Origin of the sequence: Streptococcus troglodytae, from assembly GCF_002355215.1 — a bacterium.
In the GTDB taxonomy this organism is placed as follows: domain Bacteria; phylum Bacillota; class Bacilli; order Lactobacillales; family Streptococcaceae; genus Streptococcus; species Streptococcus troglodytae.
Window position 1 is genome coordinate 964,782 of the sequence record NZ_AP014612.1, and the last position, 22,623, is coordinate 987,404.

Annotated in this window: 18 protein-coding genes and 6 pseudogenes; 15 read left to right on the plus strand and 9 right to left on the minus strand. The window is 36.5% G+C overall.

The window, feature by feature from the left end:
• Positions 1 to 22: 22 nt before the first annotated feature.
• From SRT_RS04890 to SRT_RS04905, 4 genes and pseudogenes are all read right to left on the minus strand, one after another.
• Positions 23 to 1,738 (minus strand): phospho-sugar mutase, encoded by a 1,716-nt coding sequence (locus SRT_RS04890; protein ID WP_128833255.1) that lies wholly within the window; start codon positions 1,736 to 1,738, stop codon positions 23 to 25.
• 78 nt (positions 1,739 to 1,816) lie between these two features.
• Positions 1,817 to 2,404 carry an ECF transporter S component gene (locus SRT_RS04895; protein ID WP_128833256.1) on the minus strand — a complete coding sequence of 196 codons (588 nt, stop codon included), beginning with the start codon at positions 2,402 to 2,404 and terminating at the stop codon, positions 1,817 to 1,819.
• Positions 2,405 to 2,477: 73 nt separating this feature from the next.
• Positions 2,478 to 3,017, minus strand: a complete 540-nt coding sequence (gene coaC, locus SRT_RS04900) for a phosphopantothenoylcysteine decarboxylase (RefSeq protein ID WP_128833257.1) — start codon at positions 3,015 to 3,017, stop codon at positions 2,478 to 2,480.
• A pseudogene (locus SRT_RS04905) lies at positions 3,010 to 3,694 on the minus strand (phosphopantothenate--cysteine ligase). Before SRT_RS04905 ends, coaC begins: the two are co-directional and overlap by 8 nt.
• Positions 3,695 to 3,861: 167 nt before the next feature.
• On the opposite strand from SRT_RS04905, the gene SRT_RS04910 reads away from it, so the two are divergent.
• From SRT_RS04910 to SRT_RS04925, 4 genes and pseudogenes are all read left to right on the plus strand, one after another.
• Entirely contained in the window at positions 3,862 to 5,532 is a 1,671-nt protein-coding gene (locus tag SRT_RS04910) for a formate--tetrahydrofolate ligase (protein ID WP_128833258.1), read from the plus strand.
• Positions 5,533 to 5,589: 57 nt separating this feature from the next.
• Positions 5,590 to 6,081: a GNAT family N-acetyltransferase gene (locus tag SRT_RS04915; protein WP_128833259.1), complete on the plus strand. Its 492-nt coding sequence runs from the start codon at positions 5,590 to 5,592 to the stop codon at positions 6,079 to 6,081.
• 48 nt (positions 6,082 to 6,129) lie between these two features.
• Positions 6,130 to 6,975: an alpha/beta hydrolase gene (locus tag SRT_RS04920; protein WP_128833260.1), complete on the plus strand. Its 846-nt coding sequence runs from the start codon at positions 6,130 to 6,132 to the stop codon at positions 6,973 to 6,975.
• Positions 6,976 to 7,041: 66 nt separating this feature from the next.
• Positions 7,042 to 7,335, plus strand: a pseudogene (locus SRT_RS04925) (ABC transporter permease); the annotation flags it as partial.
• Positions 7,336 to 7,466: 131 nt separating this feature from the next.
• On the opposite strand, the gene guaA reads toward SRT_RS04925, so the two are convergent.
• Positions 7,467 to 9,020 (minus strand): glutamine-hydrolyzing GMP synthase, encoded by a 1,554-nt coding sequence (gene guaA / locus SRT_RS04930; protein ID WP_128833261.1) that lies wholly within the window; start codon positions 9,018 to 9,020, stop codon positions 7,467 to 7,469.
• A gap of 203 nt (positions 9,021 to 9,223) precedes the next feature.
• Between guaA and SRT_RS04935 the strand changes: the two genes are divergently transcribed.
• From SRT_RS04935 to radC, 10 genes and pseudogenes are all read left to right on the plus strand, one after another.
• Positions 9,224 to 9,922: a GntR family transcriptional regulator gene (locus SRT_RS04935; protein WP_128833262.1), complete on the plus strand. Its 699-nt coding sequence runs from the start codon at positions 9,224 to 9,226 to the stop codon at positions 9,920 to 9,922.
• Positions 9,923 to 9,925: 3 nt separating this feature from the next.
• On the plus strand, positions 9,926 to 10,558 hold the full coding sequence (locus SRT_RS04940) for a GntR family transcriptional regulator (RefSeq protein WP_128833263.1): 633 nt from the start codon (positions 9,926 to 9,928) through the stop codon (positions 10,556 to 10,558).
• A gap of 270 nt (positions 10,559 to 10,828) precedes the next feature.
• Complete coding sequence (locus SRT_RS04945) at positions 10,829 to 12,037, plus strand: quaternary amine ABC transporter ATP-binding protein (RefSeq protein WP_128833264.1); 1,209 nt, start codon at positions 10,829 to 10,831, stop codon at positions 12,035 to 12,037.
• Between the two features lie 2 nt (positions 12,038 to 12,039).
• Positions 12,040 to 13,770 (plus strand): ABC transporter permease/substrate binding protein, encoded by a 1,731-nt coding sequence (locus tag SRT_RS04950; protein ID WP_128833265.1) that lies wholly within the window; start codon positions 12,040 to 12,042, stop codon positions 13,768 to 13,770.
• Between the two features lie 137 nt (positions 13,771 to 13,907).
• Complete coding sequence (locus tag SRT_RS04955) at positions 13,908 to 14,216, plus strand: putative DNA-binding protein (protein WP_128833266.1); 309 nt, start codon at positions 13,908 to 13,910, stop codon at positions 14,214 to 14,216.
• Positions 14,217 to 14,326: 110 nt separating this feature from the next.
• Complete coding sequence (gene ffh, locus SRT_RS04960; protein ID WP_128833267.1) at positions 14,327 to 15,877, plus strand: signal recognition particle protein; 1,551 nt, start codon at positions 14,327 to 14,329, stop codon at positions 15,875 to 15,877.
• A gap of 322 nt (positions 15,878 to 16,199) precedes the next feature.
• Positions 16,200 to 16,423 (plus strand): annotated as a pseudogene (locus tag SRT_RS11240) (hypothetical protein).
• Positions 16,424 to 16,520: 97 nt separating this feature from the next.
• Complete coding sequence (locus tag SRT_RS04970) at positions 16,521 to 17,189, plus strand: SatD family protein (protein WP_128833268.1); 669 nt, start codon at positions 16,521 to 16,523, stop codon at positions 17,187 to 17,189.
• Positions 17,186 to 17,917 (plus strand): DUF3307 domain-containing protein, encoded by a 732-nt coding sequence (locus tag SRT_RS04975; RefSeq protein ID WP_128833269.1) that lies wholly within the window; start codon positions 17,186 to 17,188, stop codon positions 17,915 to 17,917. Before SRT_RS04970 ends, SRT_RS04975 begins: the two co-directional genes overlap by 4 nt.
• 98 nt (positions 17,918 to 18,015) lie before the next feature.
• Positions 18,016 to 18,695: pseudogene (gene radC / locus SRT_RS04985) on the plus strand (RadC family protein).
• On the opposite strand, the gene SRT_RS04990 reads toward radC, so the two are convergent.
• Both SRT_RS04990 and SRT_RS04995 read right to left on the minus strand, forming a co-directional pair.
• Positions 18,692 to 19,387, minus strand: a complete 696-nt coding sequence (locus SRT_RS04990; protein ID WP_128833270.1) for a gamma-glutamyl-gamma-aminobutyrate hydrolase family protein — start codon at positions 19,385 to 19,387, stop codon at positions 18,692 to 18,694. The pseudogene radC and the gene SRT_RS04990 overlap by 4 nt on opposite strands.
• A gap of 9 nt (positions 19,388 to 19,396) precedes the next feature.
• On the minus strand, positions 19,397 to 20,050 hold the full coding sequence (locus SRT_RS04995) for a redox-sensing transcriptional repressor Rex (protein WP_128833271.1): 654 nt from the start codon (positions 20,048 to 20,050) through the stop codon (positions 19,397 to 19,399).
• A gap of 295 nt (positions 20,051 to 20,345) precedes the next feature.
• Here SRT_RS04995 and tnpA point away from each other — a divergent pair.
• A pseudogene (gene tnpA / locus SRT_RS05000) lies at positions 20,346 to 20,858 on the plus strand (IS200/IS605 family transposase).
• Between the two features lie 297 nt (positions 20,859 to 21,155).
• Here tnpA and SRT_RS05010 read toward each other — a convergent pair.
• Together SRT_RS05010 and SRT_RS05015 are read right to left on the minus strand one after the other, a co-directional pair.
• Positions 21,156 to 21,484 (minus strand): annotated as a pseudogene (locus tag SRT_RS05010) (DUF1831 domain-containing protein).
• Between the two features lie 18 nt (positions 21,485 to 21,502).
• A complete protein-coding gene (locus tag SRT_RS05015; protein WP_128833272.1) occupies positions 21,503 to 22,621 on the minus strand; it encodes a cysteine desulfurase family protein in 1,119 nt (372 codons plus the stop codon).
• Positions 22,622 to 22,623 lie beyond the last annotated feature (2 nt).

A 22,623-nucleotide genomic window follows, 5' to 3' on the forward strand; every position in this document is an offset into this window, starting at 1 on the left:
TTTTCAAGAAACGAAGGAAGCACTATCCGACGAAATCATTAATTTCTTTTTCGATATTAGCAATTTTAACTTGCGCATCTTCTGAGTTATTACCAACAGTTGCGATGTAGAATTTGATTTTCGGCTCGGTACCTGAAGGACGAACGGCAATCCAAGAATCATCAGCAAGTATGTATTTTAAGACATTGCTTGGAGGAGTTGTTAATTTTTCAACCCCATCAGCAGTTGTAGCAGTTTGAGCTTGGAAGTCTTCTATTTTAACGACATCTGTTGCGTTAAATTGTTTCGGAGCATCGCCACGGAATTTATCCATGATTTTCTTAATCTCTGTAGCGCCATCAACACCCGATAGAGTAACTGAAATGGTTTTTTCAGCGAAGTAGCCGTATTCTTTGTAAATTTCATCAATACCATCAGCAAGTGTTAAACCGCGTGAGCGATAGTAGGCTGCGATTTCAGCAACAATTAATACAGCCTGAATAGCATCTTTATCACGAACAAAAGGTTTAATAAGGTAACCAAAGCTTTCTTCAAAACCGAACATGTAAGTGTGGTTGTGTTTTTCTTCGAATTCTTGAATTTTTTCAGCAATGAATTTGAAACCAGTCAAGACATTAAACATAGTTGCTCCATAGCTTTCTGCAATCTTGGTAACTAATTCAGTTGATACGATTGATTTACAAAGAGCAGCATTAGTAGGTAAACTTCCAGCCGTTTTGTGCGCTTCAAGAATGTATTTAGCGATGATAGCACCAATTTGATTGCCAGAAAGATTCTTATAAGAACCATCGGCTTGACGAATTTCAACGCCAAGACGATCCGCATCTGGATCGGTTGCAACGAGAACATCAGCATCAACCTGACGTCCCAACTCTTCAGCCAAACGAAAAGCCTCTTGATTTTCTGGATTTGGTGATTTGACAGTTGAGAAGTCTGGGTCTGGCACTGCTTGAGCTTCAACCACTTGAACGGAATCGAAACCAGCTTGTGCCAAAGCACGACGAGCCAACATTTCACCAGTACCATGAAGTGGGGTGTAGACAATTTTCATGTCTTTACCATACTCGTTAATCAATTTTTGGTTGATATTGACATCTTTAACTTCTTTGAGGTACTCAGTATCAACAGTTTCACCGATAACTTCAATTAATCCAGAAGCTTTGCTTTCTTCTAAATTAGCTAATTCAATTGAAAACGGATCATTAATGGCACGAATAAAATCTGTTAGAGCATCTGCATCCGCAGGAGGCATTTGTCCCCCATCTTCACCATAAACTTTATAACCATTAAATGGTGCAGGATTATGACTGGCTGTTACCATAATACCCGCAAAAGTTCCTAAATGGCGTACAGTAAATGATAGCTCTGGAGTTGGACGAAGAGATTCAAAGACATAAGCTTTAATACCATGCTTTGCTAAAACCTGAGCAGATTCAAAGGCGAATTCTTGAGAGAAATGGCGGGAATCGTAAGCAATAGCAACACCGCGTTTTTTGACGTCATCTCCCTTGGTCTCAATCAATTGGGCAAGTCCTTCAGTTGCCTGACGAACGACGTAAATGTTGATCCGATTAGTTCCAGCGCCAATATAACCACGCATGCCCGCTGTACCAAACTCAAGATTAGTATAGAAAGCATCTTCCTTAGTCTTTTCATCCATTGCTAATAATTCTTGATGAAGATAGTCAGGAAGTTTAGCATAAGCTAACCATTTTTGATAATTTTCTTGATATACCATAATAAATGCGAAGCTCCTTTTTGAAAATTTCTGTTAAAATATTTAACCGCTTTCATTATATCACTTTCATAAAAAAAATCACGCTTTCACATGATTATTTTTTAGTTTTAACAATTTTGGAACGATAAGAAAAGTTAGCAGTGCTGAAATGATTAATTCAATGATAGAATTAGCAGAAATGATGGTTGCCAACATAGTCTGGATATTGCCGCCGTAAACAGATGAAAAGAAAATAAAGATACCTGTGAGGACAAAAACAGTATTAGTCGCTGAACCGATAGCACCTGCTAAAAGAAGTCCAAAGCGATTTTTCATCGATTTATAAATATAATAAGGGAAAATACCAATTAAAATTCGGGGAACAAGAGCTATGAGTAAGGAGTTAAAATTACCATGCGCCACAAAGGGAGAAAACAGATAGCTTGTCGGCAATAAAATAATAGTATTGTTGATAAGGCTGATGATTCCCATTAATCCTCCTAAGGCAGCTCCAATACGAGGACCATAGACAATAGAGGCAATAATAACAGGGATGTGGACAATTGTTGGTTTGATAGGAACTGGCCAAAGATTAAAAATCAAACTCGAAAGCAGATGGATGACTAGCATTGTTGCGAAAAAGATAGCAACGACTGCAACATTAGATGACTTTTTTTGATTTTTCATGAAGCCTCCTCAATAGTAAAGTAAATTTATTATACAAGTTTACTATTAACCTGACAAGTCATTTTAGCAAACACTATAATTGTTCTTTGATTTTTTGGATAATGGTATCTAAGTCTGCCAGAGCACCGCGTCCAACATCGCCGCAGGCTAGTACACTTGACTTAGGCTGGATTTCCTTATATCCGATTTTTTTTAACAAGGCAATGTTGCTTTGTGTGATAGGATTCTCATACATTTTAGTATTCATAGCAGGAGCAAAAAATTTAGGAACTTCTAAAGGTAAAGCCAGAGCTACACTGGTTACTATATTATCTGCAAAACCATGAGCAAGGTGGGCAAGCGTATTAGCAGAAGCAGGAGCGAGCAAAAATAAATCAGCCTGCTTGGCCAATTCAATATGGTTAATTATTTGAGGATTATCTTCTTTCATAACATCCGAATAGACAGGATTTTTAGAAAGAACTTGCAAAGTTAAAGGGGTAATAAACTGTTTAGCAGCATCCGTCATTAAGACATTAACATGATAGCCTAATTTAGTTAATTGATGGCTTAGATCCGCAGCTTTGTAAGCGGCAATACTACCAGAGACAGCAAGTAGAATTTTTTTAGTCATTTTTTCTTACCTTTTCAAAAATTAAATCGGCGATTTCAGCTTTTGTTTCTGCTTTATAGGAGTTAGTATTATCTAAAAGATAAGCCAGATGTTTATCTGCTGAAATCCTTGTTAAATCATTAGCTAGAATGTAATCTGCCTGATTCTTTTTTAAACTGCTACGTGCGACTTGAAAAAGCTCCTCTTTACTGACATTAACCAGAAGTTTAAAAGCGATTAATTGTATGCTGGGATTCCATTGCTTGACTAAACTGATAACCTTTGGTGTTTTTTTGAGAAAGAGTACTTGGTAATCCGCCTGTGATGAAATTTTTCTTTCTTTATTAGTCTTAGTTAGAAGCTGAGAAAGGTCGTTTGTTTCTTCGATTTCTGTCAAATCAGTCATATAAAGTGGTGTATAATCGGACACTGCCATACTATGAATCAGCACATGATGAGATTTAACCAGCGGCTCTAAAGTCTCAATAAGGTTGTTAACATCAGTAATTTCTATAATTGAAAGATTGGCGTGTTTTTTGGTTTAATGGCAGAAGCGGTGGTAACTAGAGTCACCTGATGACTGGCAGCTAAAAACTTCTCTGCTATTTTTTTCCTAAGCGACCTGACGAATGATTAGTGATTCCTCTTACTTGATCGATCTTTTCAGTCGTCCCGCCCGATGTAATTAAAATTTTCATAGTGTTATTTTACTGTAAATTTGATCTTTAGTAAATTAAAAAATATAAGAATATTGCAGAAGAAAGAGGTAAAAGTAAAAACCGAACGTTTTTAATTAATAATACGATTAAGGTGCGTTTTTTATGAAACTTTGTTATAATGAAATAAAAATATAAGAGGAGCTGTTATGAAAACAGATATTGAAATTGCACAAAGTGTTCATTTACAACCCATTACAAATGTTGTTGAAAAGTTGGGAATTGACTTTGATGATCTTGAACTTTATGGTAAATACAAGGCTAAATTGACTTTTGATAAGATTAAAGCAGTTGAAGAAAATGCACCCGGAAAACTTGTCTTAGTAACAGCTATTAATCCAACGCCGGCTGGTGAAGGGAAATCAACAATTACCATCGGGCTTGCAGATGCCCTTAATAAAATCGGTAAGAAAACAATGATTGCTATTCGTGAGCCTTCTCTTGGTCCGGTTATGGGCATTAAAGGCGGCGCTGCTGGTGGCGGTTATGCTCAAGTTTTACCAATGGAAGATATCAATTTGCATTTTACAGGTGATATGCATGCTATTACGACAGCTAATAATGCTCTTTCAGCTCTTATTGACAACCATCTACATCAAGGAAACGAATTGGGCATAGATCAACGCCGGATTATTTGGAAGCGTGTTGTCGATTTAAATGACCGTGCTCTTCGCCATGTTACAGTTGGTCTAGGCAGCCCTGTAAATGGCATTCCACGCGAGGATGGTTTTGATATCACTGTAGCATCTGAAATAATGGCTATTCTTTGTTTGGCAACAGATATGGAAGATCTAAAAGAACGCTTGGCCAACATCGTCATTGGTTATCGTTTTGATCGTAGTCCGGTTTACGTTCGTGATTTAGAAGTGCAAGGAGCACTGGCTCTTATCCTAAAAGAGGCTATCAAGCCTAACTTAGTACAAACGATTTATGGAACACCTGCTTTTGTTCATGGCGGTCCTTTTGCTAATATCGCTCATGGCTGCAATTCTGTTCTTGCAACCTCAACAGCTCTTCGTTTAGCGGATTATACCATAACAGAAGCTGGTTTTGGAGCTGATCTTGGCGCTGAAAAATTCCTTGATATCAAAACACCAAACTTGCCGACAAGCCCTGATGCAGTGGTTATTGTTGCAACTATTCGTGCCTTGAAGATGAATGGTGGTGTAGCAAAAGATGCTCTTAATCAAGAAAATGTTGAAGCGGTCAAGGCTGGTTTTGCTAATCTAGCACGTCATGTTGAAAATATGCGTAAATATGGCGTTCCTGTAGTAGTAGCTATCAACGAATTTATCACAGATACAGAAAACGAAATTGCTATTCTTCGTGACTTGTGTGCGGCTATTGATGTGCCTGTTGCACTAGCCAGTGTCTGGGCTAACGGGGCTGATGGCGGTCTTGACTTGGCTGAAACCCTTGTGAAAACAATTGATTCAACACCAGCAAATTATAAACGACTTTATGACAATAATTTGACTATCGAAGAAAAAATTACCAAGATTGCGCGTGAAATCTACCGTGCTGACAAGGTTATTTTTGAGAAGAAAGCTAAGACACAAATTGCCCAAATGGTTAAAAATGATTGGGATAACTTACCAATTTGTATGGCTAAGACACAGTACAGCTTTTCAGACGATCCGAAATTACTGGGTGCCCCAACTGGCTTTGATATTACTATTCGTGAATTGGTTCCCAAGTTAGGTGCAGGATTTATCGTTGCGCTTACAGGAAATGTCATGACTATGCCTGGATTACCAAAAACACCAGCAGCTCTTAATATGGATGTTGCTGCAGATGGAACAGCTCTAGGCTTGTTCTAAAATTAAGTGGGATAGTTTACTATCCTGCTTTTTCATTAGTTTAAGGTGAATGTATAAATGAAAATAAGAAATGCTTGTAAAGAGGATGCCAAACAATTGCTTGCTATCTACGCTCCTTATGTTGAAAAAACAGCTATTACCTTTGAATACCAAGTTCCTAGTCTGGAAGAATTTGAAGAACGTATTGAAAAAACAAAGCAAAAATTTCCTTATCTTGTCGCAGAAGAAAACGGCATTATTCAGGGCTATGCCTATGCTTCAGTTTATTATAATCGTGCAGCTTATGATTGGACAGTTGAATTATCGATCTATATCAAAGAAGAAGCACGGGGTAAGCATATCGGCAGTCAACTTTATGCTAGTTTAGAAAGGAATTTGCAAGAAGCTGGTTTTGTTAATCTGTTGGTTTGCATTGCCTTACCCAACAACGCCAGCCTAACTTTTCATAAAAAACACGGCTATGAACAAGTTGCCCATTTCAAAAAAGTCGGTTACAAATTTGATAAATGGCATGATATTGTTTGGATGCAAAAACGTTTGCTTGATTAAGAAATTATGTTAGAATAATCTTTCAAGCTATTATAGAAAGTAAAGCAAATGAAAAAGAGAAAATTCCTTATTATCTTTCTGAGTCTTTTTATTATCTGCCTAGGACTGTTTTATTATAGAAGCTCTGCTGGACAGCTCAATAAAGTAAAATACATACAATCAAGGACACCGACCATTTTCTTTCATGGTTATGGCAGCAGCGCTAATGCAGAGACGCATATGACCAATGCAGCTAAAAAAGCTGGTGTGACTAAAACAGCTATTCTTGCGGATGTTGATCAAAATGGTCATGTTACTTTGGTAGGAAAGATTCCTAAAAATGCGATTAATCCTATTGTTAAAGTGAATTTTGCTGACAATCGCAATGCTGATTATGATACCGATGCCAAGTACGCTAAAGCTGTAGTAACCGAATTACAAAAGACCTATCATTTCAAGAAAATGAATATGGTGGGGCATTCTATGGGAAATATGGCAATCAATTTTTACATGTTGACCAATGCTGAAGACAAGACTTTGCCGCAGCTGCAAAAGCAAGTTGATATTGCTGGACATTTTGATGGAATTAAGAATTATGACTTACCACAAGATTTAACTATAAATACAAAAACAGGACAGCCTAATGCGATGACAGCAGCCTATGAGCGACTCTTAAAATTGCAAGAACGCTATCCTAAAGATCAAGTTGATGTTCTAAATTTATATGGCGACAAAGGAGATGGTTCGGATGGTATTGTGACCAATGATTCTTCACGAACTTTGAAATATCTTATTGGTGAAAGAGCCAAATCTTACCAAGAGCATCGCTTTACTGGTAAGCTTGCTGGTCATAGCAAATTACATGAGAATCCTCAAGTTGATAAGCTCCTCATTAATTTCTTATGGGGGAAATAGAAACATATCAGTAACTTTTCAAAATTAAAATAAAATTTAAAAAGTAAGCCAAGGCTTGCTTTTTAAATGCAACTTGAGATAGCTAGTATTTGCTTTATGATTTCTGCAATAAGCAAACAAAAACCAATCGGCTTAGCGTTAGGAATCGCCATTATGGCTTACTTATTGGATGTGATGTGCCGCATTATTCCTAAGATAAAGTTTATCAAATACGTTACGCCCTTTTATTACAGCAATGCCAGTGATATTTTTGTTAAGACTAAGCTGGCAGCTATCCATATAATAATCGCTTGTCTTGTTATTATATGCTTTTTTATTATCTCACTTTTAATCAATCAATCGCGTGATATTAGTAGTTAAGTAATAGTGTTGCCAATAATGAAATAGTTATGCCTTATGACTTAGCTTTCAATAAAAACTAGGGTTTTAATGTGCGTATAAAAAGCCAACAGAAAAAGGTTGTTGGCTTTTAACATTTAATGGTTAAAGTACTATTCCCACTCAACGGTTGCTGGTGGTTTGCTGGTAATGTCGTAGACAATGCGGTTAACGTGTTCCACTTCGTTGACAATACGAACAGAGATTTTTTGGAGAACCTCCCAAGGAATGCGGGCAAAGTCTGCTGTCATGCCGTCAATAGAAGTGATGGCGCGAATAGCAATGGTATAGTCATAGGTACGACCATCTCCCATAACCCCGACCGACCGAACACCAGTATTGACAGTAAAATATTGCCAAATATCACGATCCAGACCTGCTGCAGCAATTTCTTCACGTAGAATAGCGTCAGATTCACGAACCGTTTCCAGTTTTTCGGCAGTAATTTCCCCCATTACACGAATAGCAAGTCCAGGTCCCGGGAAGGGCTGCCGCCAAACGATTTTATCTGGCATTCCTAAAGCAGTCCCCAAAGCACGAACTTCATCCTTGAACAGTGTGTTAAGCGGCTCGATTAATTCAAACTGCATGTCTTCTGGAAGACCGCCGACATTGTGGTGTGATTTAATGGTTTGGGCTGTTTCTGTACCTGATTCGATGACATCTGTATAAAGCGTTCCTTGTGCCAAGAAATCAACGCCTTTTAGTTTGCTGGCTTCATCATCAAAAACATAGACAAATTCATTCCCAATAATTTTACGTTTTTTCTCAGGATCATCAATACCAGCAAGAAGTTGCAAGAATCGTTTGGAAGCATCAACACGAATAATATTGAGTCCAAATTTACCACCCAACATTTCCATAACCTGATCACCTTCACCCTTGCGAAGCAGACCATGGTCAACGAAGATACAAGTTAATTGGTCACCTATGGCCTTTTGCAAAAGCACGCCAACAACAGAAGAGTCCACACCGCCCGAAAGCCCCAGAAGAACCTTGCGGTCGCCAACTTGTTCACGGATTTTTGCAATTTCCATGTCAATGAAACTATCCATTGACCAGTCACCTTTGGCTTTACAAACATTAAAAGCAAAATTGCGTAAAATTGCATTACCATATTCCGTATGACGAACTTCTGGGTGAAATTGAATACCAAAGATTTTTTTATCAACATTTTCAATAGCAGCATAAGGACAGTCGCTTGATTCACCAACTAATTGGAAACCTTGGGGAATTTCAGTAACAGCATCTCCATGACTCATCAAAACAGTTTGTTCAGCAGGAGTTTCCTTAAAAAGTTCAGAGTTTTCTGTTAAATGAAGGGTGGATTGACCATATTCACTATTGCCAGTTTGTCCAGCAGGAACAACTTTACCGCCAAGTTTGTCTGTGAGAAGCTGCATACCATAACAAATACCTAAAACGGGGATTCCAAGTTCCAGAATTTCCTTATCAATGTCAAAGGCATCTTCAGCATAAACCGAACTTGGTCCTCCTGAAAGCACAATACCGATTGGATTGATGGCACGGACTTCGTCGGCTGTGATCTTATGGGTTCTCAATTCAGAAAAAATACCAAATTCACGAATGCGGCGTGCGATCAGCTGATTGTACTGACTGCCATAGTCAAGTACGATAATTTTTTGAATATCTTTAATATCAGTCATTATCTCCCTTTCTTCTACAGTTTTACTAGACTTACGAGTAAAAGACATAATCACTTTATTTTAGCATAATTTACGAGATTTGACAGTAGGTTTTGTGAAATTCTTCTTAGAGGCTAGAAGATAGTGAAAAAATAAACTTTACAAAATGCCTTTAAATTTGATACCATTAGTACGAAAAAGTATTTTGTGGTTAAGGAGAGACGATGTTACCGGCTTATATTCGCATTCATGATCAGATCAAAAAAGAGATTGATGAAGGTCTTTGGAAAATCGGCGATCGTCTTCCTAGCGAACGCGATTTGGCAGAACGATTTGAAGTTAGCCGAATGACGCTCCGACAGGCTATAACACTCCTTGTTGAAGAAGGAATTTTAGAGCGTCGAGTGGGAAGCGGTACTTACATCGCTAGCAGTCGTGTTCAAGAAAAAATGCGTGGGACAACTAGTTTTACAGAAATTGTCAAATCACAAGGCAAAACACCTTCGACCAAATTAATTTCTTACCGGCGGGTTCATCCAAGCGAACAAGAAATAAAATTTTTAGAGATTAAACCCAAATCTTATATTATCCGAATGGAGCGAGTTCGCTATGCAGATGATATTCCTGTTGTTTTTGAAGTGACGGCTATTCCGGAAAAGATTATTAAGAGTTTCAAAAAGGAAGCTATTACCAAGCATTTCTTTAAAACGTTGACCGATCATGGTTTTGTTATCGGAAAAAGTCAGCAAACAATTTCTGCCAGCAATGCTAATGAAATGACGGCTGATTATTTAGCGATCTCGCGTGGGCATGCAGTACTAACCTTGGCTCAAGTTTCCTATTTTGAAAATGGTATGCCTTTTGAATATGTCCGCAGCCAATATGTCGGTGAGCGTTTTGAGTTTTATTTAGAAAATAAGTAAGTAATGGAAACAAAAGAAAGAATGATCAGCAGTCCTCGTTATCAAAAGGTAGCTATTGGGATTGCTCAGCGAATTGTTGATGGGAAATTTCCTTTAGGACAAAAGATAAAATCACGTTCAACTTTAGCCAGCTATTTTAATGTCTCGCCTGAAACAGCCAGAAAAGCCATTAATGTTTTAGCCGATTTAGATATTGTTTCAATCAGGCAAGGCAGCGGCGTTATTGTTGTCTCAAGAGATAAAGCAATAGAATATTTAGAAAAATTTGAAGCAACAGCAGGCTTAAAAGAAATGAAACAAGATATTCAAAAAAGCCTGTTAAAACAAAAACAAGAGCTTGATGCTATGAATAAAATGATGGATACTTTTTTATCGCAAGCTAGCCTCATTCGTAAAAAGTTTCCTTTTGAACCTTTTGAACTTTTATTGGATCATGATAGTGCTAATCTTAATAAAAGTTTGGCAGATTTAAATTTATGGCATCAGACAGGAGCAACGGTTGTAGCTCTTAAAAGTAAGGGAGAATTACTTTTATCCCCCGGCCCATACGCGACTGTCAGAAAAGGAGATATCCTTTACTTTGTTGGAGATGACCTTGCTTTTTCACGAATGAAAAATCTTTTTGACATCTTATGAAATACTAACTTAATATGATTTAAAACTTTGGGAGAACTGGTCCAAAGTTTCAATTTGTTATGCTTACTATGCATGATTAAGAAGACTGATGGCCTTTACTTTTTAGATAATAATGTATTTAAATGGAACTGTCTGAGAGTAAAAGAAACCCTTGATTTTTGCTTTTTAAGGTTTTCTTTTGTTCTCTTTCTTTTTTGACAAACTGACCACACTATTATATAATGATATGGTCAGTTGGTTTTTGATTATGATTAGAAAAGAGGAATAAAGTTGAATAAACTTGAAATAAAGCATCTCACCAAAATTTTTGGTAAAAAACAAAAAGCAGCGCTTGAGATGATTAAAGAACAAAAAAGTAAAACAGAAATACTTGAAAAAACAGGGGCAACCGTTGGAGTCTATGATGTTAGTTTTGATGTCAAAGAAGGAGAAGTCTTTGTTATTATGGGGCTCTCTGGATCTGGGAAATCAACTCTGGTGCGCCTTTTGAATCGCTTGATTGAACCTTCTTCAGGAGATGTTTATATTAATGGTAAAGACATCGCTAAAATGAATACAGAAGAACTTCGTGAAGTGAGACGTCACACTCTTAACATGGTTTTTCAAAATTTTGGACTTTTTCCCCATAAAACAATCTTGGAAAATACAGAATTCGGTTTAGAATTAAGGGGCGTTCCTAAAGAAGAATGTGTTGAATTAGCTGAACGTGCTCTTGATAATTCTAATCTTTTAGCTTTTAAAGATCAGTATCCTAGTCAGCTGTCCGGAGGAATGCAGCAACGTGTTGGCTTGGCGCGCGCTCTTGCTAATGATCCAGAAATTCTATTGATGGATGAAGCTTTTTCCGCACTTGACCCTTTGATTCGTAAGGAAATGCAAGATGAGTTGTTAGACTTACAAGAAAAAGTGCAAAAAACGATCATTTTCATCACCCATGATTTAAACGAAGCGCTTAGAATTGGTGATCGTATCGCTCTTATGAAAGATGGACATATCATGCAAATAGGTACCGGAGAAGAGATTCTAACGGAACCGGCCAATGATTTCGTTCGCGAATTCGTTGAAGATGTTGATCGTTCTAAAGTTCTAACGGCTCAGAATATTATGATTAAGCCTTTAACAACAGCTGTTGAAACAGATGGCCCCCAAGTTGCTCTCACAAGAATGCACAATGAGGAAGTCAGTATGTTAATGGCAACTAATCGTCGTCGTCAATTGATGGGGTCACTTTCAGCCGAAGCTGCTATTGAGGCTAGACGTAAGGGGCTTTCTTTAAAGGATGCTGTTGATCCTAACGTTCGAACTGTTTCTAAAGATACAGTTATTACAGATATTATGCCCTTAATCTATGATTCTGCTGCACCGATCGCAGTGACAGATGATAATAATCGTCTATTGGGTGTTATCATTAAAGGTCGAGTTATTGAAGCTCTCGCTAATACAAAGGATGATACAGAAGCAGAAGGAGAGGAAGAATAGTTTTGAATTTAATATTACAAGGAAAACTACCTGTTGCTGATTGGATTGAGGATTTGACCAACTGGTTGACACATACCTTTTCTGGTTTGTTTAATCTTATTCAGTCAGTCGGAAACTTTATTATGGATGGGATTACAAATACACTCTTATTTGTTAATCCTTTGCTGTTAATTATTCTAGTGACGCTTGTCGCCTTTTTCTTAGCTAGAAAAAAATGGACCTTACCAACTTTCACCTTGTTGGGCTTACTTTTTATCTATAATCAAGGTCTTTGGGATGATTTAGTCAATACCTTCACCTTAGTATTGGTATCTAGTTTTATTTCTATTGTGATTGGTATTCCCTTAGGGATTTGGATGGCAAAAAACAATACTGTCAAGCAAATTATCAATCCTATTTTGGATTTTATGCAAACCATGCCGGCTTTTGTTTATTTAATTCCTGCCGTCGCCTTCTTTGGTATTGGTATTGTACCCGGTGTTTTTGCATCTGTTATTTTTGCTTTGCCGCCTACTGTTCGTTTTACTAATCTTGCCATTCGTGAAATTCCAACGGAATTGATTGAAGCGGCTGATGCTTTTGGTAGTACTTCGCGCCAAAAATTATTTAAAGTTGAACTGCCTCTTGCTAAAAATACAATTATGGCTGGTATCAATCAAACGATTATGCTGGCGCTCTCAATGGTAGTGACAGGATCTATGATCGGAGCTCCGGGGCTAGGTCGTGGTGTTTTATCTGCTTTGCAACACGCTGATATTGGTTCAGGTTTTGTTAATGGACTTGCCTTGGTGATTTTAGCGATTGTTATTGATCGTTTTAGTCAGACCGCCAATCAAAGAACAAAAGATGCTAATCAAAAAAAGAACAAAACAAATACGATTATTGCTTTGGCTGCACTTGTTCTGTTTGTCTTTGCGGGAATTGCCCGACTCTTTGTTCAAGGGCAATCAGCAGGTGGTGGTCAGACAATTAAATTGTCATATGTGGAATGGGATTCTGAGGTTGCTTCCACAAATGTTTTAGCTCAGGTCTTGAAAGATCAAGGATACAAAGTAGAAATGACTCCCCTTGATAATGCCGTTATGTGGCAGTCAGTGTCTAAAGGTGAAACTGATGCAATGGTCAGTGCTTGGCTACCAAACACTCATGGTGATCAGTATAAAAAATATAAGAATAATATCGTTGATTTAGGACCTAATCTTAAGGGGGTTAAATTAGGTCTAGCTGTACCAACTTATATGAAAAACGTTAATCGTATCGAAGATTTGACTGATCAAGCTGATAAAAAGATTACTGGTATCGAACCTGGTGCAGGTATCATGAAAGCTGCTAACAAAGCATTGAAATCCTACAGCAATTTATCAGATTGGAAATTGGTTTCTGCTTCGACAGGTGCAATGACAACAGCTTTAGATCAAGCATATAAGAATAAAAAAGATATTGTTGTAACTGCTTGGTCTCCACACTGGATGTTTGCTAAATATAAACTGAAATATCTAAAAGATCCGAAAAAAGACTTTGGTAGCGTTGAAAGTATCCATTCTATTACACGAAAAGGTCTGAAGAAAGATATACCAAATGCAAATAAAATTATTGACAAGTTCAATTGGACGCAAAAAGACATGGAAGCAGTTATGCTTGACATCAATAATGGTATGTCTCCAGAAAAAGCAGCTAAAAAATGGATTAAAGAACATCCTAAGAAGGTTGCATCTTGGACAAGTAATAAATAAGAATAAAGAGGTTAGAACACAAGTTCTGCCTCTTATTTAATCAAAAGCTTTTGTGCTTTTATTTTCTTTCCTTACAAGGTGATTTTAAGGCTTAAATATGGTAAAATAGAGCTTATGGAGATCGAAAAACCAATCGAATGAATGCGCTTTTTGAATTTTATGCGGCGCTTTTGACAGATAAGCAAATGAATTATATTGAGCTATATTATGCAGATGATTATAGCTTAGCTGAAATTGCTGAAGAATTTGACGTTAGTCGCCAAGCTGTTTATGATAATATCAAGCGAACTGAAAAAATTTTAGAAGACTATGAAATGAAACTTCATATGTATTCTGATTACGTCGTCCGCAGTGAAATTTTTGATGCTATAGTGAAAAAATATCCTAATGATCCTTATCTGCAGGACAAGATTTCCATATTGACGACTATTGATAATAGAGACTAAAAGAGTGACATGTTTTCTTGACGTCGTAAGAAGGAGTTAGAACATACTGATTTATCACCCGTCTTTAGTTAGCAAACCCTTTATTAAGATTTAATAGGAGAAGAAATATTATGGCTTTTGAAAGTTTAACCGAACGTTTACAAGGTGTCTTTAAAAATTTACGCGGCAAACGCAAACTCTCTGAAAAAGATGTACAGGAAGTCACCAAAGAAATCCGCCTCGCTTTATTAGAAGCTGATGTCGCCTTACCTGTCGTTAAAGAATTTATTAAGCGTGTTCGTGAACGCGCTATTGGACATGAGGTTATTGATACCTTAGATCCTTCTCAACAAATCATTAAAATCGTTGACGAAGAGCTGACAGCGGTCCTTGGCTCTGAAACGGCTGAAATTGAAAAATCGTCTAAAATTCCGACCATTATCATGATGGTCGGTCTTCAAGGGGCCGGTAAAACCACTTTCGCTGGCAAACTTGCTAATAAGCTAGTTAAAGAAGAAAATGCGCGTCCTCTGATGATCGCTGCTGATATTTATCGGCCAGCTGCCATTGACCAGTTAAAAACTTTGGGACAACAAATTAATGTGCCAGTTTTTGATATGGGAACAGAGCATTCAGCCGTTGAGATTGTAAGTCAAGGTCTGGCTCAAGCCAAAGAAAATCGTAACGACTATGTTTTAATTGATACAGCCGGTCGTTTACAAATTGATGAGAAATTAATGACTGAGCTGCGTGATATCAAAGCTTTAGCCAATCCTAATGAAATTCTCTTGGTTGTTGATAGTATGATCGGTCAAGAAGCCGCAAATGTTGCACGCGAATTCAACCAACAATTAGAAGTCACTGGGGTTATTCTTACAAAAATTGATGGGGATACTCGCGGCGGTGCTGCGCTTTCCGTTCGTCAAATCACTGGAAAACCAATTAAATTCACTGGTACTGGCGAAAAGATTACCGATATTGAAACCTTCCATCCAGATCGCATGTCCTCTCGGATTTTGGGAATGGGAGACTTGCTTACCTTAATTGAGAAGGCTAGTCAGGATTATGATGAACAAAAATCAGCTGAATTAGCTGAAAAAATGCGTGAAAATTCCTTTGATTTCAATGATTTCATCGAACAATTAGATCAAGTTCAAAACATGGGACCAATGGAAGATATTCTTAAAATGATTCCTGGTATGGCTAATAATCCAGCTCTTGCCAATGTCAAAGTTGATGAAAGTGAAATTGCTAGAAAGCGTGCCATCGTATCATCAATGACACCTGAAGAACGTGAGAATCCTGACCTCTTAACTCCGAGCCGCAGACGTCGTATTGCTTCTGGTTCTGGTAATACTTTTGTTAATGTCAATAAATTCATCAAAGATTTTAATCAGGCTAAGAAGATGATGCAAGGTGTCATGTCTGGTGATATGAATAAGGTCATGAAACAAATGGGGATTAATCCTAATAATATGCCTAAAAACATGGACTCATCAGCTCTTGAAGGAATGATGGGACAAGGCAGTATGCCAGATATGTCAGCTTTGAGCGGTGCTAATATGGATATGAGTCAAATGTTTGGTGGGGGACTCAAAGGAAAAGTTGGCGAATTTGCTATGAAACAATCTATGAAGAAAATGGCTAAAAAAATGAAAAAAGCCAAAAAACGCAGAAAATAACAAATCACTTTATATCATTATGAATCATTTCAATAGAATCTACAATAGTATAAAATATCTATATAACGATCTTCCTAGTAAAATACAAATTATAATCATTGCTTTATTAGTTAGCCTTATTTATATTTTACCTTTATTGACTATTAGTAATGGAGTTTTAAATGGCGATGACCTGCATTTTCATATTGATAGAATGTTGGGTTTATCTAGCATATGGAAAAGTCCTGTTAATTTTAGGACTTTTTATAAAGTTGGGCAGGGAGTGAATTATTTTTATCCTTTTTACAGATATAAAAGACAAGTGGTAACAGTAGATAATCGGTTGGTATCTTCTGCTTTAAGCAAATCAGGTTCAACCGCTATTCATTTACCTAATGGTATCCATGAATTAGGGTTACTTATTATTATACTGCAGTAGCAAGAGTGGCATTTGTCACATCTATCATTGTCATTATCGTAACTATAATCTATGCTGTTTTGTATCATTTGATTGAAAAACATAGGATTGCTTTTAAGATTAGACAAGGTTTATTTATCTATTATTAATAGTTAAAGAGATATTTTATGACAAATAAAAAAAGTTTCCATTATAACAGAAATTTTTAAAAATTTCTGTTATAATGGAAACTAAAGGAGGCGTTTTATGATTTACATCGCTATTATTGGCGATCTCATTTCTTCAAAAACAATAATCAATCGCCCTAAAAGTCAAAAACAATTGCAAAATCTCTTAAATCAAATTAATAAAAAATACAAAGAACTATTAAAATCAGCTTTTACCATTACAACTGGTGATGAATTTCAAGCTTTATTGCTTCCTAATCCTCAACTTTTTCAAATTATTGATGAGATTGCACTTGGTTTCAAACCTTACCAAATTCGTTTTGGAGTGGGAAGCGGCAGTATTTTAACTGAAATTAACCCCGAACAGAGTATCGGTTCAGATGGACCTGCTTACTGGCGTGCCAGAGCCGCTATTGATTATATTCATGATAAAAATGATTATGGCAGTAACCATTTAGCAGTTGATTTAGAAGACACAGAAACGAGCCAACAAATCAATGCTATTTTAGCTGCCTGTGAATTTATAAAATCAAAGTGGACAGTTACTCAATACGAAGTGATTGACAGCTTATTACAAGCAGGGATTTATGAGGAAAAATTCTCTCACAAAAAAATGGCGGAAAAACTTGACTTAAGTCCCAGCAGTTTCAATAAACGCCTAAAGTCCAGCGGATTAAAAATATACCTCAGAAATAAAAGGGTGGCTACGACCTTATTGTTAAATGCCATTAGGAAGGAGAAGAGATGACTAAACTAAATGTTATATCACAGTTTTTGTCAAGCAATCCTGTCTTAACGCTCCTTTTAATAGCTCATTTTTTGGCTGATTTTCAGTGGCAAAGTCAGAAAATGGCTGATTTAAAATCTTCCGACTGGACTTATCTTATCAGACATCTTATCATTGTTGCTTTACCTTTAATATTACTTAGTGTTGTGATTCCTCATTCTTTTTTGGTATTATCTTTGATTTTTCTCAGTCATGTTCTTATTGATAGTGGTAAATTACTGTTAAACTCATTCTACAAGGATAGGGCATTTGCCAAAGCTGTTTTTCTCATTGATCAAAGTCTGCATATCATTATGATGGTTGTCTTTTATCAATTTTATACAAAAATAAACATACACTGGCTTAGTGATTTTCAGTATTTTTTAAAGTTAATGCTGTTTCTTATTCTCATCACTAAACCAGTAAATATTATTTTTAAGCTTTTCTTTAGTAAATATCAAGTTAAAGATAATATTGAAGATGAAACCATTACAGGGGCTGGTGCGACGATTGGCTTATTAGAGCGGCTGATTATGGGAATTTTTCTCTTATTTGGACAATTCGCTTCCATTGGTTTAGTGTTTACAGCGAAATCTATTGCTCGTTATGATAAAATCGCTAAGAATCAAGCTTTTTCAGAATACTATCTTATCGGTTCTCTATTTAGTATTATTTGTGTTTTAATCATTTATGCTATCTGTTTAATCTAAAAAAGATTTAGACTTCTCTTGCCTGAGAAATCTAAATCTTTTTATTTTTGTAAAAGAAATGAATGAATTGAACACGAATAATATAGTGGAGGTATCTTATGTATTCAATTCATTCTGCAAAAGAAGCGCTATTGCCTAGAGAACGTCTCATGACTTATGGTTCTGAAAGTTTGAGCAATCAAGAATTGTTGGCTATATTATTGCGAACTGGTACTAAAAAGGAACATGTTCTCAATCTCTCAACAAAAATTTTAAATGGTCTAGATAGCTTAGCCGATTTTCGCAGTTTATCCTTAGAAGAACTTCAGGAAATTGAAGGAATCGGTCAAGTACGATCGGTAGAAATTAAAGCTATGCTGGAATTATCCAAAAGAATCAATCAAGCTGAATACAATTTTAAAGAACGTATTTTAAGCAGTGAACGTTTGGCAAAAATAATGATGAGTGAATTAGGTGATAAGAGGCAGGAACACCTTATTGCTATATATCTTGACACTCAAAATCGTGTGATAAAAAAGCAAGTCATTTTTATTGGCAGCGTCAGACGATCTGTTGCTGAACCCCGGGAAATCCTTCATTATGCTTGTAAAAGTATGGCAACATCACTTATTATTGTCCATAATCATCCTTCAGGCTCAACTTATCCAAGCGAGAATGATTTGCGATTTACAGAAAAATAAAACGATCCTGCGATGATTTAGGAATCGTCTTTTTAGATCATATTATTGTCGGGAAAAAAGAATATTACAGTTTTCGTGAGGAAACAGATCTTGTTTAAAGTTCTCTAACAACATAATTGAAAAGTTCTTGATCTTCTTTTCGTGATTCAAGCAGCAGTTCAGGGTGCCATTGAACACCTAGAAAAGTAATATCAGAATTACGAGATATCACTGCTTCAATAGTATCATCAGTAGGATCATAAGCAATAATTTCCAAATCATCTGCAAGACGTTTAATACTTTGATGATGGAAGGAATTAATTGAAGTAGAGCTGCCGTAAATTTTTTCTAGAGCGGTATCAGGCTTAATTAGCATATTTTGGCTGAGATAGTCAGTTGGAGCATCTTGCCAATGGTGTTCAATATCTTGATTAAGTGAGCCACCCAATGCAATATTCATTAACTGAGTTCCGCGGCAAACAGAAAAAATAGGTTTTTCTTGCTTAATCGTTTCTTCAACGAGAGCAAACTCAAATAAATCACGTGCCAAATAAAAATCATTATCACTAGTATCTTTTTCTTCACCATAAAAAACAGGGTCAACATTTTGGCCGCCGGTTAAGATAAGTTTATCAATCATTGAAACATAATATTCGGCAAAACTGGGATCACTGAGAGGGATAACTAGCGGCAGACCGCCAGCTTCTTGAACCCCTTTGACATAACCAGACGGTGTATAAGACCACGTAATATCGGGAAATTTAGCATGCGGCCTCTCATTACCCGAAATACCAATAATAGGTTTATTCATAGAATCTCCTTATTTATCTTTTTTAGAATGTTCTTGATTCATAAAATATAATAGAGTTTGTAATTCGCTAGTTAAATCAACATATTGAGCAACGACTCCCTTTGGCAGGGAAAGATGAACAGGTGAAAAACACAAGATTCCTTTGATCCCAGCATCAATCAGTATATTAGCGACTTCTTGAGCTTTACTGCTAGGAACTGTTAAAATAGCTGTTTGAACATCTGTACCAATCAATTTTTCTTTTATACTGGAGATACCGTAAATAGGAATACCGTCACTTGTCGTTTGACCGACCTGTTCGTTATCATCTGTATCAAATGCCATAGCGATTTTCATTTTATTACGTTCGTGAAAACGGTAATTTAGGAGAGCACGACCAATATTACCAACTCCCACAAGAAGGACATTAGTAGTTGACGTATCATTGAGAATATCAGCAAAAAAGTTCATGAGTTTTTTAACATCATAACCAAAACCACGACGTCCTAACTCACCAAAATAAGAAAAATCACGTCGAACTGTCGCTGAATCAATACCGATGGCTTCCGCTATTTGCTTAGAACTTGCCTTTTCTATATTTTCTGAATGGAAGCGTTTAAAAATACGGTAATAGAGCGATAAACGCTTGGCTGTCGCTTTAGGGATAGTTTTATCGAAAGTCACTGTACTTCCTCCTTTTTCTATATACTATTGTAAAAAAAGTTTGTGAAAAATGCAACATCTTTTGAGGGTCTTGTGATAGGCATTCTTATATAGCCTTTATTTTTTATAACAAATTTGACCTCCTGTTTGACGGGTGGTCAAATTTTGATTTTAGTGACTTTAGTCTGTCTCGCTCCGTAGGTGCGAGACAAATAAACCACCCGCTATGCGGGTGCGCATTGAATGTTATACAAAAAACTCCCAACGCGATACAATAAAGGTGTTCAAGCCTATTTGCAAGCGAAAGAAGAAAAGTATGGCACAAAAGGCACATAGTTTATCACACAAAGTGGATGTGTTCTATCACCTTGTGTTCACACCTAAGTATAGACGAAAAATTATCTATAATCACTATCGAAGCAATCTAGGCGAGATATTCCAACGATTATGCAGTTACAAAGATGTTGAAATCATTGAGGGGCACCTGATGCCAGACCATGTTCATATGTTGGTCAGTATTCCCCCACGAATTAGCGTATCTAGTTTCATGGGCTATTTGAAAGGCAAAAGTTCTCTTATGGTGTTCGATAAACACGCCAATCTCAAATACAAATTTGGGAACCGCCATTTTTGGGCAGAGGGCTATTATGTGAGTACTGTTGGACTTAACGAAGCCACAATAAAGAAATAGATACAAGAACAAAGAAATCATCCAGTGGATAATTTCTTCACGAGCTAAGAATATTGAAGAGCGAGTTAACATGATATCGCACTTGATAAATTGAGTGTGAAAGAATATGAAGATCCCTTTAGGGATAATGGCAAGTAATACCATAGCCCCTTTGAGAGGTAAGTGACGAGTCAAAAGCAGTTAGGCTTGAACAAAGTGAAAGCCAGCGTCTTTAGGCGCTGGCTGGTGATGTGGGCTTATAGCCCTCGTCCAAACCACCCGTTAGACGGGTGGTTATGATTTTATTATAAGGGGGATACTATTAATTTTGATGGAGCAAAAATCCTCTTTTGTTTCAAGCTATTAATATAAGAGTGTTAAAAATTTCTCTCTAATCATTGTATTAAACTAACGGCTTCAGTATATTTTAAACATTGTTAGACTTTACTTTAGCTTTTATCTAACTTTCTTTTCAAAAATATCACGTTCAACTAAACTGTCCATTAAAAAATAAAATTTATCCTGAATAATGTGATTCTCTTCTGATTTAAAAATATTGACAACTCTAAGTCCAGATTTATCTGTAATGGTCAGTTTAAAGGCCGTTAAGTCTTTATTAATGGTGATTTTTAATGGGAAACCATCCCCACTATTAGGAACCTTTTCTAATAGGCGATTTAATTCGTAATTTCCTAGTTTGTTTTGCATAAAAGTCGTGTCTTGTAGGGTAAATTTTTTACTTTAGAGCTGATTGTATAACTGTACTTACAATCAGGTAATTGTATTGTTTTTCAAAAGCCATTTTATTTTCCTATAATTTCTTTAATTTTTACTGCTAATGCCTTAACCTCATCTGGAGTATTCAAGTCTGAAAAACTGATACGTATTGATTCTTGAAGCCGTACAGAATCTAATCCATATTTTGCTATCAAGACATGACTGGGCTCAACAGCACCAGCCGTACAAGCGGAACCAGTTGAAATTGCAAATCCTGCTAGATCTAATTGTGTCAGTAAAATATTATTATTATAATTAGGGAAACCAATATTAATAACATGAGGAAGAGCATCTTCATTAGAATTAAGATAGTAATCTAAACCTTCCAATTCATCTAGGAATAACTTTTTGAGTCCGTCAATATAGTTTAAAACATTTTCCTGATGAAAATAATTATCCTTTAAAGCTTGGGTAAGACCAACAATTCCGATGAGATTTTCTGTACTGGCACGCCGTTTTTCCTCTTGTTCTCCACCATGAAGCAGATTATCAAAATGAAGATTATCAGCAACATACAGAATCCCCACCCCTTTTGGACCATGAAATTTATGAGCAGAAGCAGAAAGAAAATCAATATTTAGTTCTTTAGGGTGAATAGGCAGTTTGCCAACTGTTTGAACAGCATCAACGTGAAAAACGGCTTGATGTTCTTTAATCACATTGCCGATTTCTTGAATTGGCAATATATCTCCTGTTTCATTATTAGCGAACATTATAGATACTAAAATCGTATCAGATCGTAAAGCGTCTTTAACTTGTTGCATAAGAATTTTACCTTTGATAGGATTAAGGTAAGTCACTTCAAAACCAAAACGTTGTTCTAAGTAATCAAGAGTATGCAAAACAGAATGATGTTCAATGCTAGTTGAGATAATGTGCTTACCTTTGAACTGATTTGCTAGAGCATAACCTTTAATGGCAGTATTATTACTCTCAGTTCCGCCAGAAGTAAACATAATATTTCGCGATTTTACATCAAAAATCTGAGCAATTTGTTGACGACACTCTCTCAAGACCTTACTTGCTGTTCTACCATAAGTATGAATACTAGAAGGATTGCCAAAAACAGAAGTCATTGTGTCTGTCATAGCGTTTATAACTGTTGAGGTGAGAGGAGTAGTTGCAGCATTATCAAAATAAATCACAA

Bases quoted from the DNA above. Each gene is read 5' to 3' on its own strand.
- SRT_RS04890 (WP_128833255.1), bottom strand. From the start codon at position 1,738: ATGGTATATCAAGAAAATTATCAAAAATGGTTAGCTTATGCTAAACTT.
- SRT_RS04895 (WP_128833256.1), bottom strand. From the start codon at position 2,404: ATGAAAAATCAAAAAAAGTCATCTAATGTTGCAGTCGTTGCTATCTTT.
- coaC (WP_128833257.1), bottom strand. From the start codon at position 3,017: ATGACTAAAAAAATTCTACTTGCTGTCTCTGGTAGTATTGCCGCTTAC.
- SRT_RS04910 (WP_128833258.1), top strand. From the start codon at position 3,862: ATGAAAACAGATATTGAAATTGCACAAAGTGTTCATTTACAACCCATT.
- SRT_RS04915 (WP_128833259.1), top strand. From the start codon at position 5,590: ATGAAAATAAGAAATGCTTGTAAAGAGGATGCCAAACAATTGCTTGCT.
- SRT_RS04920 (WP_128833260.1), top strand. From the start codon at position 6,130: ATGAAAAAGAGAAAATTCCTTATTATCTTTCTGAGTCTTTTTATTATC.
- guaA (WP_128833261.1), bottom strand. From the start codon at position 9,020: ATGACTGATATTAAAGATATTCAAAAAATTATCGTACTTGACTATGGC.
- SRT_RS04935 (WP_128833262.1), top strand. From the start codon at position 9,224: ATGTTACCGGCTTATATTCGCATTCATGATCAGATCAAAAAAGAGATT.
- SRT_RS04940 (WP_128833263.1), top strand. From the start codon at position 9,926: ATGGAAACAAAAGAAAGAATGATCAGCAGTCCTCGTTATCAAAAGGTA.
- SRT_RS04955 (WP_128833266.1), top strand. From the start codon at position 13,908: ATGAATGCGCTTTTTGAATTTTATGCGGCGCTTTTGACAGATAAGCAA.
- ffh (WP_128833267.1), top strand. From the start codon at position 14,327: ATGGCTTTTGAAAGTTTAACCGAACGTTTACAAGGTGTCTTTAAAAAT.
- SRT_RS04970 (WP_128833268.1), top strand. From the start codon at position 16,521: ATGATTTACATCGCTATTATTGGCGATCTCATTTCTTCAAAAACAATA.
- SRT_RS04975 (WP_128833269.1), top strand. From the start codon at position 17,186: ATGACTAAACTAAATGTTATATCACAGTTTTTGTCAAGCAATCCTGTC.
- SRT_RS04990 (WP_128833270.1), bottom strand. From the start codon at position 19,387: ATGAATAAACCTATTATTGGTATTTCGGGTAATGAGAGGCCGCATGCT.